16 protein-coding genes are annotated in these 16924 nt (G+C 69.0%); 6 read left to right on the forward strand and 10 right to left on the reverse strand.

Features of this window, described 5'->3' with window-relative positions; genetic code table 11:
• Window positions 1–33: 33 nt before the first annotated feature.
• The 3 genes from FMP39_RS00005 to thiL are packed head-to-tail and all read right to left on the reverse strand — an operon-like array spanning window position 34 to window position 3028.
• A complete protein-coding gene (locus tag FMP39_RS00005; RefSeq protein WP_228557507.1) occupies window positions 34–642 on the reverse strand; it encodes an MmcQ/YjbR family DNA-binding protein in 609 nt (202 codons plus the stop codon).
• Window positions 639–2024, reverse strand: coding sequence for a methyl-accepting chemotaxis protein (locus FMP39_RS00010; RefSeq protein ID WP_141588004.1), 1386 nt, complete (start codon window positions 2022–2024; stop codon window positions 639–641). Before FMP39_RS00010 ends, FMP39_RS00005 begins: the two co-directional genes overlap by 4 nt.
• A gap of 56 nt (window positions 2025–2080) precedes the next feature.
• Window positions 2081–3028: a thiamine-phosphate kinase gene (thiL, locus tag FMP39_RS00015; protein ID WP_141588005.1), complete on the reverse strand. Its 948-nt coding sequence runs from the start codon at window positions 3026–3028 to the stop codon at window positions 2081–2083.
• A 129-nt stretch (window positions 3029–3157) separates the two neighbouring features.
• On the opposite strand from thiL, the gene FMP39_RS00020 reads away from it, so the two are divergent.
• A complete protein-coding gene (locus FMP39_RS00020) occupies window positions 3158–4687 on the forward strand; it encodes a hypothetical protein (RefSeq protein WP_141588006.1) in 1530 nt (509 codons plus the stop codon).
• 24 nt (window positions 4688–4711) lie between these two features.
• On the opposite strand, the gene FMP39_RS00025 is transcribed toward FMP39_RS00020, so the two are convergent.
• From FMP39_RS00025 to FMP39_RS00045, 5 genes are all read right to left on the reverse strand, one after another.
• Entirely contained in the window at window positions 4712–6109 is a 1398-nt protein-coding gene (locus FMP39_RS00025) for a di-heme oxidoredictase family protein (RefSeq protein ID WP_141588007.1), read from the reverse strand.
• Between the two features lie 96 nt (window positions 6110–6205).
• A complete protein-coding gene (locus FMP39_RS00030; RefSeq protein WP_228557508.1) occupies window positions 6206–7036 on the reverse strand; it encodes a hypothetical protein in 831 nt (276 codons plus the stop codon).
• Between the two features lie 143 nt (window positions 7037–7179).
• Complete coding sequence (locus FMP39_RS00035; RefSeq protein ID WP_011556626.1) at window positions 7180–7767, reverse strand: NYN domain-containing protein; 588 nt, start codon at window positions 7765–7767, stop codon at window positions 7180–7182.
• A gap of 70 nt (window positions 7768–7837) precedes the next feature.
• Window positions 7838–9331, reverse strand: a complete 1494-nt coding sequence (locus FMP39_RS00040) for an ATP-binding protein (RefSeq protein WP_141588009.1) — start codon at window positions 9329–9331, stop codon at window positions 7838–7840.
• Window positions 9328–10047: an ATP/GTP-binding protein gene (locus FMP39_RS00045; protein WP_141588010.1), complete on the reverse strand. Its 720-nt coding sequence runs from the start codon at window positions 10045–10047 to the stop codon at window positions 9328–9330. Before FMP39_RS00045 ends, FMP39_RS00040 begins: the two co-directional genes overlap by 4 nt.
• A 288-nt stretch (window positions 10048–10335) precedes the next feature.
• Between FMP39_RS00045 and FMP39_RS00050 the strand changes: the two genes are divergently transcribed.
• The 5 genes from FMP39_RS00050 (at window position 10336) to FMP39_RS00070 (ending at window position 15010) form a co-directional block, all read left to right on the forward strand.
• Window positions 10336–10872, forward strand: coding sequence for an N-acetyltransferase (locus tag FMP39_RS00050; RefSeq protein ID WP_011556629.1), 537 nt, complete (start codon window positions 10336–10338; stop codon window positions 10870–10872).
• A 252-nt stretch (window positions 10873–11124) separates the two neighbouring features.
• A complete protein-coding gene (locus FMP39_RS00055) occupies window positions 11125–12843 on the forward strand; it encodes a type IV pilus twitching motility protein PilT (protein ID WP_141588011.1) in 1719 nt (572 codons plus the stop codon).
• 1 nt (window position 12844) lies between these two features.
• Window positions 12845–13954 carry a type IV pilus twitching motility protein PilT gene (locus FMP39_RS00060; RefSeq protein ID WP_141588012.1) on the forward strand — a complete coding sequence of 370 codons (1110 nt, stop codon included), beginning with the start codon at window positions 12845–12847 and terminating at the stop codon, window positions 13952–13954.
• A 36-nt stretch (window positions 13955–13990) separates the two neighbouring features.
• On the forward strand, window positions 13991–14380 hold the full coding sequence (locus FMP39_RS00065; RefSeq protein ID WP_141588013.1) for a VOC family protein: 390 nt from the start codon (window positions 13991–13993) through the stop codon (window positions 14378–14380).
• Between the two features lie 66 nt (window positions 14381–14446).
• Window positions 14447–15010, forward strand: coding sequence for a regulatory protein RecX (locus FMP39_RS00070; protein WP_090488022.1), 564 nt, complete (start codon window positions 14447–14449; stop codon window positions 15008–15010).
• Between the two features lie 60 nt (window positions 15011–15070).
• On the opposite strand, the gene FMP39_RS00075 is transcribed toward FMP39_RS00070, so the two are convergent.
• Together FMP39_RS00075 and FMP39_RS00080 are read right to left on the reverse strand one after the other, a co-directional pair.
• Window positions 15071–15274 (reverse strand): hypothetical protein, encoded by a 204-nt coding sequence (locus tag FMP39_RS00075; RefSeq protein WP_090488020.1) that lies wholly within the window; start codon window positions 15272–15274, stop codon window positions 15071–15073.
• A gap of 103 nt (window positions 15275–15377) precedes the next feature.
• Entirely contained in the window at window positions 15378–16835 is a 1458-nt protein-coding gene (locus tag FMP39_RS00080) for a S28 family serine protease (protein WP_141588014.1), read from the reverse strand.
• Between the last annotated feature and the right edge of the window lie 89 nt (window positions 16836–16924).

A 16924-nucleotide genomic window follows, 5' to 3' on the forward strand; every position in this document is an offset into this window, starting at 1 on the left:
CCGCCCGCGAATCCGCGCAGCGGGCCCTGCTCATCACCGCGCTGGGCGGACAGTCCCTGCTGGTGGGCCTGCTGTTGCTGGGCGACGTGGTGGGCACGCTGTCCATCTCCGGCACCATCGCCGCCGCTTCGCCGCCCCGCCCTTCCCGGCACCGGCCCCTGGCTTCGCCGCCGCGGACGTCCTTGCAGGGGCCGCGGGCTTCGCCGCCGACTTCGCCTTCCGAGCCACCGGCTTCGCCTTCGGACCCTGCGCCGCGCCCGGAGCCATCAGCGCCTTGAGCACCTTCTGCGGCGCCACGGCGCGGAAGCTCTCGTGAATCCACTGGGCCAGCAGCCCGATGGGGACCTCGCTGCCCGGCTTGAAGTGGGAGGACACCCAGCCGCTCTTGCCCAGGCCGTAGCCGGTGGGCGCGGTGAAGGGCAGCGTGAGCGCGGCCTCGTTGGACTCCGGGAGCTTGGTGGTGACCCCCAGCCCGTCGTTGTCCAGCACGAGGATGGCGAACATCTTCCCCTTCACCTTGGCCGTGCGGTGGCCCCAGGGGAACTCCTCGGTGACCTCGGGGAGCGCGAGCATCACCTCGCGCAGGTGGTCCTCCGCGGCCTTCAGCTTCGCGTCGACGTTGTCCGAGGGCGTCTGACTCATGGGCCCAGGCGGAAGCTGCGCACGACGCTCTGCAGCTCGACGGAGAGGTTGGTCAGCTCACTGGCCAGCGACGTCATGCGGGACACGGCAGCGGTCTGCTCCTGGATGACGGCCTGGATGGCCTCCGTGGAGGAGGCGTTGTTGCGCGCCACCAGCTTGATTTCCTCGATGGCCGTCACCATCTCCTCGCTGCCCTTGAGCTGCTCGCGGGCGCTCTCGGAGATGAGGTGCACCTTCTCGGAGCCCTTACGGATGGTGTCGGTGATGGCGCCCATGGAGCGCACGATGTTGGTCAGGTCCTCACGGCCCTCGGCCAGCTCCGCGATGCCTTCCTTCATGGCGCTCACGACGGAGGTGGACTGCCCGGAGATGTCGCGCGCCAGCTTGGAGATCTGCTCGGCGGAGCGGCCCGCGCTCTCGGCCAGCTTGCGCACTTCATCGGCCACCACCGCGAAGCCGCGGCCGTACTCACCCGCGCGCGCCGCCTCGATGGTCGCGTTGAGCGCCAGCAGGTTCGTCTGCTGCGCCACCTGCGTAATCGCATCGACGATCTTCGAGATTTCCTGCGTCTTCTCGCCGAAGGCAAACACCTGCTGGCTGGCGGACTCGATGCGGTTGAAGACCTTCTTCACCTTGTCGCCGGCCAGCCGCGCCGCCTTGGAGCCATCCTCGGCCGCACTGCTCGTCTCCGCCGTCGTCCGCGCCGCGTCCTCGGCGCTGGCCGTGGTGCGCTGGATGCTGCCGGCCATCTCGGTGATGACCTTGGACGCCTTCGACACCAACTGCGACTGGGACTCGGCGCCGCCAGCAATCTTCTCCATCGACGAGCCCACCTCCTCGGTGGAGCCGTTGACGTTCTCCGCCGAGCGCTGGAGGTCGATGGCCGTGTCGGCCACGCTCTTGGCCGTCTCTTGAATCTTGCCCACCAGCTCGCGCAGGTTCTCCTGCATGCGGGTGATGGCGCCCGTCAGCTCGTCAATCTCGTCGCGCTTGCTGCCGCCCTCGGCGGCCACCGGCTTGGACAGGTCGCCCTGCGAGATTTCGTATGCGGAGCGGCTGAGCACCTTCACGCGGGTGACGCGCGCGAGCCATGAAGGCAGCAGCGCGGCGGCGGCCCCGGTGATGATGATGGCGACGCCGATGCGCACGGCGTCCTTCCCCCCCGTGCTGAGCGCGGGGAAGACGAAGCTGATGAGGCCGTCCGACGCGTACATCCACCCCGTCAGCGCCAGCCCCATCAAGACGTAGCCGTTGAGAATCTTCCGGTGAAGGGAGACCTCGCGGGTCGCGCGAGGTCCGTCCACGGCGCGCAGCAGTCGCTGCAGGGGCTCGCGGCGGGGAGTGTGTCCGGGGACTGTGTCGTCGCGGAGGGGACGGCGCACGGGTTGCTTTCGGGGGATGAGAAGCGTCTCGGGTTTAGCCTTGCTGCTCCGCAGGGTCAATCCATCGCCCGAGGTCGGAAGTGGTCGAACCCCTCTGGCAGTGGGAGAACACGGCCTGTCCTGTCCCGGCTCACCCACCCGCTCCCCTCTGTGAAGTGGCCGATGCGGGTAATGGCGTGCCCGCCTGTAGCGCACGCGCGCTCGAACGCCCGGCTACGCCCCGGGGGAACGGCCAGCAGCAACTCATAGTCCTCGCCCCCCGCCAGCGCGCCCTCGGGCCCCAGGGCCTTGCGCACCGCCGCCGACAGTGGCAGCCGCTCCACCTCCAGCTCCGCGCGGACACCCGAGGCGGTGCAGAGATGACCCAGGTCTTGTGCAAGTCCGTCGGAAACATCCAGCGCGGCGGATGCATGGCGCGAGGCGAGCAGGCCCAGCGCCACGCGAGGCTCGGGGCGGCGCTGACGGCGCACGGCGGCGCCCCGGCGCAGCCCCGCACGAAGGTGCTCCAGGCCCAGGCGCGCATCGCCCAGCGTGCCGGAGACATAGAGGAGGTCCCCGGGCCGGGCCCCCGCGCGGGTGAGGGGCGCGCGTGACAGCTCGCCCGCGGCGGTGATGGTGACGGACAGCTCGCGCGCGGAGGTGAAGTTGCCACCCACCAGGGCAATCCGGTGCGCGGTGGCCAGCGCGGCCATGCCTCGCGCCAGGCCCGTGAGCTCCCGCAAGGGATAGTCCTTCGGCAGCGCGAGCGCGCAGACGAACCAGCGCGGCGTGGCCCCCATGGACGCCAGGTCCGACAGGTTCACCGCCAGCGCCTTGTGGCCGATGTCCGCGGGGGAGAACGCGGCGCGCGTGAAGTGCACGTCCTCCACCACCGCGTCCGTGGTGACGCACTGCGCCCCACGTGAGGGGGGCAGCACCGCGCAGTCGTCCCCGGGCCCCACGGGCACACGCGCGGCCGGGAAGTGCGCGAGGAACCGGCGGATGAAATCGAACTCACCAGACATGGACGCACACGTAAGACCAGACGGCGTGTCAGGGCAACGACACTTTTTGGCACCTTGGGCAGACGCAACTTTTTCCCACCAATCCAAGACAACGTAAAGATTGGGACTTCCATCTCCTGGGGGAATTTCATGTCGAAGATTGGCGAGCGGCTGCCTTTCGTTTCCACGTCCAAAACCCAGACGAGCCCCACGGGCCAAAAGGACGTCAGCACCCAGCAGTGGGTGGACCTGCTCGGCTCCGTGCTTCCAACGCAGGGCGTGACGAAAGCAACCCCCGCGAGCACCTTCGCCGCGCAGGCCCCGGGGACTTCGGGCACCCCGCAGCCCCCCTTCGGCAAGGAGATTCTCCCCTCCGCCCTGGGCCCGCTCAGGGATGAGCGCCTGGCGGCCTGCATTGACAAGGCTTTCCGAGAGGTCTTCAAAGGCGAGCGCTGGCCGAGCGGGCCCGAGCGCTCCAAGTGGATGGACTTCGCACGGGAGCTCCGCAACAAGAACCCCGAAATCACCGCCGAGGAGGTCCGCTTCGCCATCCAAGACAAGCTGCGATTGGAGCGGGACGGACTGGACGCCCATTCGCCGGCGAACACCGACAGGTTCATCTCCGAGGCCCTCGCGTGGGTCCACCAGTGCTACGACGAAAAGGCGCCCCCTCCCACGGCGGCGGACATGCAGCACTGGCGCGCCTTCGCCGCCGACCTGATGAGCAAGAATCCAAAGACGACCCCGGAGGAGCTCAAGTACGCCATCATCGACGCCGTCCGGGCGAAGGTGCTGGGGACGGACGCGGTGACGCCGGAGAACATCGACAAGTTCATCCAGGACGCCGTCAAGTGGGTCACCCAGTGCTACGACGACAAGGAGCGCGAGGCCACGCCCGCGGAGCTGAAGGAGTGGCGCGCCTTCGCCCAGGAGCAGTTGAAGAAGGACCCGGAAATCTCGCCGGAGCACCTCAAGTACGCCATCACCGACGCCATTCGCGCGAAGATGACGGGGACCGGTGAAGCGACGCCGCTGAACATCGACAGGTTCATCGAGGACGGCGTCAAGTGGGTCACCCAGTGCTACGAGGGTCAGGAGCGCAAGCCCACCGCCGGGGAACTGGCGCACTGGCGCGACTTCGCCCGGAAGCACCAGAAGGCGAACCCGGACATCACGCCGGAGGCGCTCAAGTTCGCCATCCAGGACGCCATCCGCGTGAAGGCGACGGGCATGGACGGCACGGGCAGCACCAACATCGACCAGTTCATCCAGGACGCCGTCAAGTGGGTGTCCTTCTGCTACGAGGGGCAGGAGCGCGACGCCACGCCCGAGGAGATGCGGCGCTGGCGCGCCTTCGCCAACGAGAAGAAGAAGGAGAACAAGGACATCTCCCCGGAGGAGCTCAAGTTCGCCATCCAGGACGCGATGCGCGACGAGAAGATGGGGACGGACGCTCCCGCCAGCAATCGCATCGAAGACCACATCCGGGCGGCCTACGGCTGGCTCATCTACCTCAACGAGGCCGGGCCCTCACAACCGTCGAGCGAGCCAACGCCCAACGAGCTGCACGAATGGAAGAAGTTCGCCGAAAAGAAGCTGAAGGAGACGCCTGAGATGACGAGCGAGGAGCTCCGGTACTACATCCTGGACAGCCTCCGCACCGCCATGGCCAACAGTTGACGGCGACGCCCCCTGCGCTCGCGTTCAGAGCGAGCGCAGGAAGGCCACCAATGCCTCACGCTCCGCCATGCCCAAGGCCTTGAAGCGCTCGCGGGCACGCGCGCCTTCGCCGCCGTGCCACAGGATGGCCTCCTCGAAGCTGCGCGCGCGCCCGTCGTGGAGCATCCGGACCTGACGGTTCACCGTCTCCAGCAGCCCCAGGCCCCACAAGGGCGGCGTCCTCCACTCGGTACCGCTCGCTTCTCCGTCCGGGCGGCCGTCCGCCAGCTCCGGCCCCATGTCGTGCAGCAGCAGGTCCGTGTACGGACGGATGCGTTGGTTGGACAGCTCGGGGACGTCCTCGACGGTGCCCGTGGTGAACTCCCGCTGGTGGCACGCCGCGCAGCCCGTCTTCTGGAAGAGGACCTGTCCCTTCATCACGGTGGGCTCCAGCACGTCGCGCCGCGCGGGCACGCCGATGAGCCGCAGGTACAGCGTCGTCCGCTCCAGGACGTGGCGCGACAACGCGGGGCCCTTGGCGGCCACTCGCGTCATGCAGCCTTCCTGCTTCGCCGTGCAGTTGCTCTCCGGATAGAGCGGTGACGTCAGTCCCAGGTCCTCGGAGAAGGCGCTGGCGACCTGTTGCTCCAACGTGGGCTGATTGGCCTTCCACCCGAAGCGGCCCAGCGCCGCCCTGCCGGAGTGGACGCTGACCACGCGGTTCGGACGGCCGGAGACGCCGTCCCCATCGCGGTCATCCGCGTCCGCCAGGGCGTGGATGGCTTCATCCGGGATGGCCGCCAGCAGCCCCAGGCCGAAGAGCTGGGAGGGGATGCGCGGCGAGAGCATCACCTCGGGAGCCAGCTTCCCATAGCCCAGTTGGTTGATGCGGTAGCGCGGCTGACGCAGCGTGTACGGCGTCCCGTCCGCGTACGTCCCCTTCACGTCCGTATAGGTGACCTGGACCGTGCCCTCGGCCGGGACGTCCGCGGTCCCACGGTCATTGAGCTGCACGCCGTAGACGGGCTCGTGATGCCCCGCGGGCGCGTCCTTCGCGGGCACGCTCAACCGGACGAGCAGCGGCGCCTCCGGCCCTACGTCGGGCAGCGGGCGGCCCCGGCCATCCTTGAAGTGACACGAACCACACCCGGCGGCGTTCGTCAGCGGGCCCGCCAGCCCTTCTTCATGCGCGGCCCAGTCCCGCATGAACAACACCTTGCCTTCGCGCATCTGGTACCAGCGCGTGGGCGCCAGGTTTCCCAGCGCGCGGCCATAGGCATTGTGCGAGACGTCAAACACCGTGGTGCCGCCCCCCGCCAGGGCCTCGTCGTCCGGGCGCCCGGGCACCTCCGAGACGGCCGCGCCCGGCGCGGGTGCGTCGTTCTCCTGCCTGGGAGCTCCCGCCGTGAGCAGCAGGGCCGTCAACCACCACGATGCCTTCATGGGACGCTCTTCGGAGAGAGGATTTGGAACGGGAAAGACAACGGCCTGGAGCGGGCGTCCCCCCTGAGCCCGCTCCAGGCCGAAACGACGCGGAGACTACTTCCCGGCGGGGACCAGGGACTCGCCGGTGATGACCGTCGAGCGCGCCGTGGTCTGCACGTCGATGCGGTTGAAGTTGAGGTACGGGTAGTTGGACGGGCCCGAGATCTCCTCCTGCAACACGATCTGGTCAGCCCGGACAATCTGGCCGTTCGGCAGCCGGACCCCCGGCTCCGCGACGGTGTACTGCCACAAGCAGGCGCTGCTGAGCTGAGCGCTCGCGAAGCCTACGGTGAGGGAGCACACCGTGTTGCAGTAGTTGCAGTTGGAGTAGCCGTTCGCGTAGCAGGCCGACTCACACTGGGCATACGTCTGGGTGCGCGGGCGGCAGTTCGGCGTCCAGCCCGGGTTGGGGACCATGATGCCCACGGCGCCCGTGTCACCGCTGCTGATGCCACCCACGGCGGCCTGGAGCCGGCCGTTGTAGTACGCGAGCACGGAGTAGGTGGTCGCGTCACCGGAGCCGGTGAACGTCGCGGAGTACGAGGTGGACTCCCGCGACGAGCTGACGGTAGACGTGCTGACCGGCACATCCTCGGCGTAGGCGGTGAAGAAGTTGCGCTGCGCGCCGTCCGACTGGGTCTCCGCCGTCCAGGCCGCCGCGGGCGGCGTGTGGATGGCGACGCCGGCCTTACCGGACGGCTCCTTCTCCAGGCTGTCGATGCGAACGCCCTTCTCCGAACCACTCACCTTGACGGCGCCAAGGCCACAGTGCTGGAGCCCCTGGAACTCCACACAGTCGTCAGCGGCGTGGGCCTGGCTGAGCGGGAGAGCGAGCGAGAAGACGGCGGCCCAGAGGGCGGTTCCAACGCGACGAGACGAACGCATGAAGGCTCCTGATGACCCAGAGGGAATCCCTGAGCTCAGGAGGAGCCAGTTCAAGCGTCATGCCATGTTTTACCGCACTCTCAGAATACACCGGGCTGTGACAGGAATCACCACAGCCCAGGCGGGTCCTGTGACTGCCATTGCTACAAGAACAGCCCCGGGTCGAACTCGTCCACGTTGACAGGGAGCATGCGCGGCAGGGGCCGGTTGAACACCTTGGCGTTCAACTCCAAATCCAGAATCTTGAGCCCGGAGGGGACGAGCTCCCGGAAGCGCTGGCTGACGTATTCACGCAGGCCGAGCACGGCCACCTGGCGCTTCTCCTCCAGCATGGGCTTGAGCGCGTCCGCGAAGTCCGCGCCGTCATGGCTGGCGAGCACCACCGCCGCGCCGGGGCGCTGGGTGCGGATGTTCTCCAGCAGCTTCAGGATGCCCAGGTCCACCACCTTCTGGTCGGGGCGGCCGTAGAGCAGGGCCACGTCGCAGCCGGCGGACTTGAGCGCGCGCACGAAGCCAATCATGACGTCCGGCAGTTGCTCTCCGCGGGCGTTGAGCACCACCACGCAGCGCACGGGCGCCGGGAAGTTCGTCTCACAGAAGGACACGAGCCGGTCGAACTGGACGCGGTCCTGGGACTCGGGCTTGCGCCCCACCACGTTGGACACAGCCCAGTCGATGTTTTCTGCGTCGATGAGTACGTAGGAGGAGGCGGGGGGACGTCCGGAGAGCATGCGCGCGAGGATACGCGGGAGCCCTTCCGGCCGGGGAACTCAGTTCAGTCCCCCGGTGCGTCAGGTCGCGTCAGAAGCGGTCGTGTCCGCTGGGTAACGGCGTGGGCGCCAGCGCGGAGAAGCCGCCGTGCTCCGACAGCGGCGGCTGGAGCGGCAGCACCACGGTGAAGCGAGAGCCCCGGCCGAACTCGCTCTCCACGGACACACGGCCGCCGTGGCCTTCCACCAGGCTCTTCACGATGGCCAGTCCCAGCCCCGCGCCGCCGTGCTCGCGCGTGGAGCTGCCGTCCACCTGGTAGAAGCTCTGGAAGATGTTCTCGAACTGGTCCTCGCGGATGCCCATGCCGGTGTCTTCCACGCTCACGCGGTAGCCCGGCGCGGCCAGCTCCTTCTGCGCGGTGGCCTCCGACATCACCACCGACACCCGGCCCCCGGACGAGGTGAATTTCACCGCGTTGGCGAGCAGGTTCACCACCACCTGGCGCAGCTTGTCCGCGTCCGCGGCCAGGCGCGGCTGAGGCAACGGCGGCAGGCGCACCTCCAGCTCCACGCCCTTGCGCTGCGCCTGGGGCGCCACGCTGGACACCGCCGTCTGGATGACGCTGCCCAGGTCCACCGGGCCCATCACCAGGCGCAGCCGTCCGGCTTCAATCTGGCTCAGGTCCAGGATGGAGGAGATGAGGTTGAGCAGCGACTCGCCCTTCTCCACGATGGTGCGCACGTAGAGCAGTTGCTCCGGGTTGAGCGCGCCGGCCAGGCCCTCAGCCAGCATCTCCGAGTAGCCGATGATGGAAGCCAGCGGCGTGCGCAGCTCGTGGCTCACCGTGCCCAGGAAGGTGGACTTCAGCCGGTCCAGCTCCTTCAGGCGGGTGTTGGCCTGCGCCAGCCGGGCGTTGTTCGCCTCCAAATCCCGGTGCGTCTCCAGCATCGCCTCGATGTGGAGCTGCGTCGCCAGGAAGGCGCGCTGCCCGCTGGCCACCAGGGCGGCGAGCACCTGCCCGAAGTGCACCAGCACCTGCGCGGCGGTGCGTTCCGGCACGCGCCGCACGCGGGCCACCAGTTCGTGCGCGCGCGACAGGTCCACCCCGGAGATGTCCGTCAGCGACGGCGGGAAGTCCGCCAGCTCCTCCGGCGTGAAGGGGCCCAGGATGACGCGGCCCAGCTCGTCGCCCTCCCAGCGCACCGGCATCACCAGGTAGCGCAGGCCGGTGAAGCACGGCAGCGCGATGATGCCCGCCGCCTCCGAGCCATCACCGCGCGCGGGCCGGGCGCCCTGCACCAGGGCCACCGGTCCGTCCTTCACGCGGGCCACCGTGGCGGTGCAGCGCGAGCGGCCCTCCGGGAAGCCGAACACGTACGAGCAGAAGTCGCCGTGGCCCACCTTCACGTCGGCCAGCTTGTCGCCCGCGGTGTCCATCACCTTGATGCCCACGCGGTACAGCTCGCTGAAGCTCCGCACCACCTCCACGAAGGAGGGCAGGTCCAGCATGTCCGCCAGCGACAGCCTCCGCTGGAGCACGGACTCACGGCGCGAGGCGCCCACGCCGTCCGACGCGCCGCTCATCGCCCGTCTCCGCTGCGCGCTTCACCCGCCGCGCGTCCGTACAGGGAGGCCAACGCCGTGCCCGTGAGGTCCATGCGCCGGAAAATCTGGCCCAGGAACTCCGCCTCCGTCAGGCCCAGGTTGCGCGCCAGGTGGGCGCGCATGTCGAGCCGCCGGTAGGCTGCCTGCGCCACGGCGTGAAAGGTCTCCAGCACGCCTTCGCCCCGCAGCGCCACCGCGCCCACCACCGCCTCGCCGCCTCGCCGGCGCGACTCCTCGATTTCGGCATCCGTGCGCGCGTCCGGCAGGTCCTTCTTGTTGAACTGGATGACCACCGGGACCTGGCTGGGGTCCAGGTTGTTCTCCTTCATGTTCTCCTGGAGGTTGCGCCAGTAGGCGTTGTTGTCCGCCGTGGCGCCGCGGCGGCTGTCCGCGATGAAGACCACCGCGTCCGCGCCCTGCAGGACGATGCGCCGGGTGGCGTTGTGGATGACCTGGCCCGGCACGGTGAAGAGCTTCACCTTCACCTTAAAGCCGGAGGACGTGGAGAAGAAGACGGGCAGCAGGTCGAAGAAGAGCGTGCGGTCGTCGTGAGTCTCCACGGTCAGCAACCGCCCCCGCACCTCCGGGGACGCTTTCGCGTGGAGGTGACGCAGATTGGTCGTCTTCCCGCTGAGGCCGGGCCCGTAGTAGACGATCTTGAGCGTCAGCTCTCGCTGGGCATGGTTGAGTTGCAAGGTGGGGCTCTGGCTGACGGTCGAGCGGAGGAGTTTGACGCCTTCGCGCCCGACTACGGGTTTTATAGTGGGAAGCGGCCCGACACGGAAGGCCGGCAGGGTGCCAGGCGTGGAGGCGATGATCATTCTTGGAATGGCCTGAACGCATGACCGGTTCGACGAAATCCGGCTCCTCACCAGCGGAGAGGAGGGCCTCTCCTCACTTCATGGGACAATGTGCGCGGAATCACTGCGTGCACCGGTGCCGCCGGAGCGGTTAGGATCGCAACTCGACGGAGGAGCAAGGCGATGACGATGAAGCAGGTGGACGCAGGCGTGGAGGTGGCCCCAGCACCGATACTGGATGTGGCTGGCCTCCCCAACGACCTGATGGCGGCGGTGAAGTTCGGCCTGCCCACCGACGAAGACATGACGGCGGTGGCGGACCTGCGCGCCGGCTCTGAGCCTTGGAAGAGCCGGGGTGAGACGCAGGAGGACAGCCTCAAGGCCCTGACGCAGCTCAAGCCCTTCATCCATGTGGCGAAGCTGCAAAGCCAGCTTGTCGGCTATGTCACGGTGGAGCGGGACGGCCCGGTTCCGGGCGCGGCGTACCTGCGCAACATCGTGGTGAAGCCCGAGCTGCGCCGCAAGGGCCTGGGCAACATCCTGCTGGAGCAGGCGCTGAAGGCGGCCCGGGACATGTACCGGAAGACCATCGCCCTGCGGGTGGATCCGTCCAACTCGCCCGCGGTGAGCTTCTACCGGAAGGAAGGCTTCACCACGGTGGCCACGGTGGTCTCCAAGAAGTCCGGGAAGCTTCGCCTCCTGATGTCCCGCGAGCTCTAGAGCCCACGGGACGTGATGCCGCAGGGCGGGGGGCCCTCCTCCCGCCTGCTGCTCCGAGCGGGCCCCCTGGTGGGTCCCGGAGCTCCCTCCCCCGCATTCCAGGTGACAGTCTCCGTCAGGCACGGATGATTTCCATCTGTCCGGAAGCAGGCGGGCAATCCTGGGACAAGGGGTGGCCGGATTCCGCGCGATGTCGTCTATCCTGCGGCTCCCCCGCGCCCGCGCGCCGTCGCGGCTGAGCCGACATCCCGCATGAAATCGCTCGCAGAACTGTTGCGGCACCTGTCGCGTCCGGGTGTCACCGAGTTGACCCTGGCCACCGGCCGTCCACCGATGATCCGCGGCGCCAATGGCTATGAGCCGGTGGACCCCACCACCGCCACGGCCGAGGACATCACTCGCGCCCTGCAGGCCATGGTGGGCGTGGCCCGGGCCTCCACCGTCACGGAGACGCCGGTCCAGTGGACCGTCAACGCCACCGGCCTGGGCTCGCTGTCCATCGCCGCCATGCGACGAGGGGACCTCATCCACCTGCGCCTCAGCCGGGCCGCCGACGCGGGGGCCGCCGCCCAGGCCGCCACCGCGCGTCCCGCGCAACCCGCGCCCGCCGCGCGTCCCGCCGCCCCAGCGCCCGCGCAGGCCGCGGCACCGGCATACCGCACGCCCGAGCCCGCCCCTGCTCCGGCATACCGCACGCCCGAGCCCGCTGCGTCGCAGCCCTACCGCACGCCCGAGCCCGCCGTGGCCCAGGCAGCCCGTGCGCCCGAGCCCGCGGCGGCCCGTCCGGTGGCCGCGCCGGCCCGGACCTTCACGGGCGCGGGGCGCGAGCTGGCCGTGTTGCTGGAGGAAGGCCGCCGGGGCCTGGCCAGCGACGTGCACATCATCGCGGAGCGCCCGCCCCTCTTCCGCTTCGCGGGCGAGCTGATGGCGCAGGGCCCGGTGCTGGACGCGACGACGGTGGAGAAGCTGCTGCTTCCGGTGGTGCCGGAGCGGCTGCGGCCCGTGCTGGAGCGCGAGGGCAGTTGTGACTTCTCCCTGGAGACGCCGGAGATGGGGCGCTTCCGGGTCAACGTCAGCCGCCAGCGCACCGGCCTCAAGGGCACCTTCCGGCTGATTGCGCGGGAAGTGCCCACGCTGGAGTCGCTGGGCCTGCCCGCGGACATCGCCAAGGCCACGCACCACCACCAGGGACTCATCGTCATCACCGGCCCGTCCGGCCACGGGAAGACGAGCACGCTGGCGGCGCTCGTGGACCTCATCAACCGCGAGACGTCCCACCACGTGCTCACCGTGGAGGACCCGGTGGAGTTCGTCCACCCGCGCAAGCGCGCGCTCATCAGCCAGCGCGAGGTGGGCTCGCACACCAAGACGTTCGCCAGCGCGCTGAAGGGCAGCCTGCGTGAAGACCCGGACGTCATCGTGGTGGGCGAGCTGCGCGACACGGAGACGGTGCGCATGGCGCTGTCCGCCGCCGAGACGGGCCACCTGCTCATCAGCACCATGAACACGCCGAGCGCGGCGAAGACCATCGACCGGCTCATCGACCTCTTCCCGCCGGGGGACCAGCAGCAGGTGCGCCTGTCGCTGTCCAGCGGCCTGCGGCTCATCGTCAGCCAGCGGCTGATGCCAAGCGCGGACGGCAAGGGGCTGGTGGCCGCGGCGGAGGTGCTGCCGGGCTCGGTGTCGCTGGGCAACCTCATCCGCGACAACAAGACGTTCCAGATTCCCTCGCTCCAGCAGCGCGGCAAGAGCCTGGGCATCATCCGCTTCGAGGACTCGCTGGCGGACCTGGTGCGCGCCGGGAAGGTGAAGCTGGAGGTCGCCAAGGGCTTCGCGGACAACCCGGACGAGCTGGAGGCGGTGGTGACGGGCAAGCGGTCCGGCGCCACCGTGGCCGCGCCGGAGACGCAGCAGGATAGCGCGAGGCTGCTCAGCAAGATGGGCTCGCTGATGGGAAGGAAGGGCTCCTGAGATGACGACGCCCCGTCTGGCCGTCCTGTTCGATGCGCTGCTGGAGCAGAAGGGCAGCGACCTGCACCTGGGCATCGGCTACCCGCCCATGGGCCGCATCCGCGGCGAGTTGGTGCCGCTGCGCGAGCAGCCCCTCAGCGCGCCGGAGATGCAGGCGCTGCTCTTCGAAATCTGCTCGCCGGAGCAGCAGCGGCAGATTGTCGAGGACCTGGACCTGGACTTCGCCTACAGCTACGGGACGAAGGCCCGCTTCCGCGCCAACTACTTCAACAAGATGACGGGCCTGGCGGCCGTCTTCCGCACCATCCCCAGCAAGGTGCTGTCGCTGGAGGACCTGAAGACGCCGGAGGTGGTGCGCAAGCTGTCGGAGCGCCGCAGCGGGCTGGTGCTCGTCACCGGCCCCACGGGCAGCGGCAAGTCCACCACGCTGGCCGCGATGATCAACTACATCAACAAGACGCGGCCCGCGCACGTGCTCACCATCGAAGACCCGGTGGAGTTCGTGCACGAGTCCATGCGGGCGCAGGTGACGCACCGGGAAGTGGGCCCGCATGCGTCCAGCTTCGCCACCGCCATCCGCTCAGCGGGCCGCGAGGACCCCAACGTCATCCTCATTGGCGAGCTCCGCACCAACGAGACGATGAAGCTGGCGCTCCAACTGGCGAGCTTCGGCGTGCTGGTGTTCGCCACGGTGCACACCAACAGCGCGCCGGCCACCATCGACCGCATCATCAACGCCTTCCCCGCCGACGAACAGCAGCAGGTGCGCGGCATGCTGGCAGAGAGCCTGGCGGGCATCGTCGCCCAGCAGCTCATCAAGACGGCGGACGGCAAGGGCCGCGTGGCCGCGCTGGAAATCCTGGTGGGCGGGCCCGCCATCGCCTCCATGATTCGCGAGGGCAAAGTGTTCCAGATTGCCTCCAAGATGCAGGCGGGCCAGGGCCAGGGCATGCAGACGCTGGACATGCACCTGGAGCGCCTGGTGAAGGACAACGTGATTACGCCCGAGGCCGCGCTGGAGAAGGCGCAGGACAAGGAGAACCTGGCCAAGGTCATCTCCCGCCTCAAGCCGGACTGGCAGGTGCCGGAGTCCCTGAAGTCGCTGGGCTAGCGCGCCTCGGGCACTTCGAAGGGCAGGAGCACGGACATGAAGAAGCCAGCGGTAGGGAGCGTGGGTTGGATGGACCTCACGGTGAAGGACGCCGTGGCGGTGAGGGACTTCTACAAGGACGTGGTGGGCTGGTCTGCCACCGGCCTGGACATGGGCGGCTACGAGGACTTCGTCATGATGCCCCCGGGCGGCGGCGAGACGCCCGCCGGAGGCATCTGCCACGCGCGCGGCAAGAACGCGGACATCCCCGGCGGGTGGATGGTCTACATCACCGTGGCGGACCTGGAGCAGAGCCTGGAGCGCGTCACCGCGATGGGGGGCCGGGTGCTCGGGACGATTCGCGGCTCCGCCAAGACGGGCCGCTTCTGCTTCATCGAAGACCCGTCCGGCACGGCGTGCGCGCTCTATCAGTCAGGGAGCGACTGACGGGCCGCACGCTCCTCCCAGCGTTCCTTCCAGGTGTCGGACCTGGGTGGTAGACCCAGGCCCGTGATGGATGAGGCGCGGGGAGGACCCGACAAGAAGAAGGAGCGCGGTCCGAAGCGGCCCCGGAAGGTGTCCCCCACCTACCTGGAGAACGCGGCGCTGCACTACCTGAAGCGTTACGCGGCGACGAAGAGCCAGTTGCAGCGCGTGCTGCTGCGCCGGGTGGACCGCTCCATCAAGTTCCACGGTGGCGAGCGCGGCGAGGCGCTGGCCTGGGTGGAGGCGCTGGTCGCGAAGCTGGTGCGCAACGGCCTGCTCAACGACGAGGCCTATGCCCAGATGAAGGCGCACTCACTGCGCGCCTCGGGCCGCAGCACGCGGGTGATTGCCCAGAAGCTGCGCCTCAAGGGCGTCCCCGCGGAAGTCGTGGCGAAGAAGGTCGCCGACGCCACCCACGAGGTGTCCGAGGAAGATGCCGCGCGAATCTGGGCGCGGAAGAAGCGGCTGGGTCCCTTCCGCACGCAGCCCGGCACCCGGGAGGAGAATCGGAAGCGGGACCTGGCCGCGCTGGCCCGGGCGGGCTTCTCCTTCGGCATCGCGAAGAAGGTCATCGACTCCAGCCCGGCCTGAGCCGGGCTGGAGAATCAGCGGCGGCCCGCCCGCTCGGAGCAGACCACCGCGCGAGCACGCTCAGTTGTCGGTGGCGTCTTCGATTTTGTCCCCGGCCTCCTCGGCCGTGTCCTCGATCTTGTCGCCCGCCTCATCCGCGGCGTCCTCCGTCTTGTCGACGGCGCGCTCGGCGTCGTTCTCGGCGCTCTCCCGCGTGTTGCGGTGGCAGCCCGTGCCCACCACCAGAACGCCCAACGCCGCGGCCATCAGCATGTTCTTCAGCATTCGTACACCCCTCCTGAAAGTCGGGCGGAAGGTAGTCACGGCCGCCTGGACGCCAAGGAGGGGGTGAGCAGAATGTCAAAACACGCACATGAAGTCCGGCCCGCTACCGGGCGCGGTAGGCCTTCATGCGCGCGTCGCTCGACTCGCGGCGCCGCAGGGCATCCATCCCCGTCGGGAGCTGCACCGGGGCGTCCGCCCACTCCGACAGGCGCCCGAGCAGGAAGCTCCGCTGCGGCTCCGGCAGCGCGCTCAGCGTGCCGAAGAAGCCGATGCTGTCATCGGCGATGACGCGGTACGCGTCGTTGCCCGTCGTGGTGCTGAAGGCGCTGGCGGACCAGGGGCTCAGGTCTCCATAGACGAGCAGCACCCGCTTGGCCTCGAAGCGGGTCCACGCCTCCAGCAGGCCCACCGTCCACGGCTCGTACTGCTTGCGCACGCCCGTGGGCGGGAAGCGCGTGGGGATGTGCTCACCGGCGTAGCGCAGCAACGGCCGCAGGTGAACCTCCGGGTACCCCGGGCCGCCCAACTGCGTGGCGCCCTGGTAGTAGAGCGGCGCCGACTCCTCCAGCGCCTGGTCGGAGAAGGTGAACTCCAGCGTGGAGACGTAGCTGAAGAAGGCGAAGAGCTCCTCCGCGCTCGCCTCCGGCGAGGGCAGCCCTTCACACGTCCCCGCCATGCCGTAGTACTGCCAGAAGATGAAGGGCACCTCGATGACGGCGAACTCGAAGGCGCGGTCCTTCCCCAGCGTGTTGAAGGTGAAGCCCTGGGCGTCGTAGCCATCCATGAAGGGCAGCAGCTCGTCGCGGCGGGTCAGCGCGGCGTACTGGAGGGACGCGAGCTGCTGGCGGCAGGCCGCGTCGCCCACCTTGGTGAGGATGAAGCGCCCGTGGCGCGCGTCATGGAGGCCCCGGTTGTGCTGTGCCGAATAGGTCACCGTGGCGTGGACGTCGTTCGGGAAATAGAAGCGGTGGGCCAGGGCGGCGGTGCCACCCTTGAAGACGCCGGTGGACAGCCAGCGCCCGCCGTACAGCGGCTTGAAGGCTTCGACGAGCCGGTGGGCATCCGCGGCCGCCTGCCACATCGTCAGCTTCCGCCAGTCCATGTCGGCCGGCTTGGACGCGCCGTAGAAGCGGTGCTCCACGGTGAGCTGGTTGCCCTGGAGCAGGTCCGTGGGCTCGGCGGGGATGGGCTCCTCGAAGAGGGCGGTGCCTTCCGTGTCCAGCACCATGGGCGCCGTCTCCGAGCGGTGCATCAGCGTCACCCGCTGCTGGAAGCGCGTGCCCCAGGGACGCAGGTGGTCCACCGGCTGCTCGTAGTCCATCGTGAAGAAGCGGAAGCCGTTGACCTCGACGTCGGTCAGCACCGTGAGGCCGGCGATGGACTCCAGGCGGGTGCGGAGGTCCACGCTCGACAGGTCCACAGAGACGGACGGGGGCGGCGCGGTCCCCTGCTCCAACGACTCCAAGCCCTCCGTCGTCGAGCCGCCACAGCCGAGCACCCATGCGCCGAGCAGGCCGCCCACCGCGAACCCCGCCCAGTTCCGCTTCAGCCTGCTTCGCATGGTGTCGTCCCTCAGGTGTCCGTTGAAGCCCGCGAAGATAGCAGGCTTGGGCCCACACGACGCATGAAGCGCTTGGGCGCGGCATGCCT

It is taken from the genome of Myxococcus sp. AB056 (assembly GCF_006547365.1).
Classification (GTDB): domain Bacteria; phylum Myxococcota; class Myxococcia; order Myxococcales; family Myxococcaceae; genus Myxococcus; species Myxococcus virescens.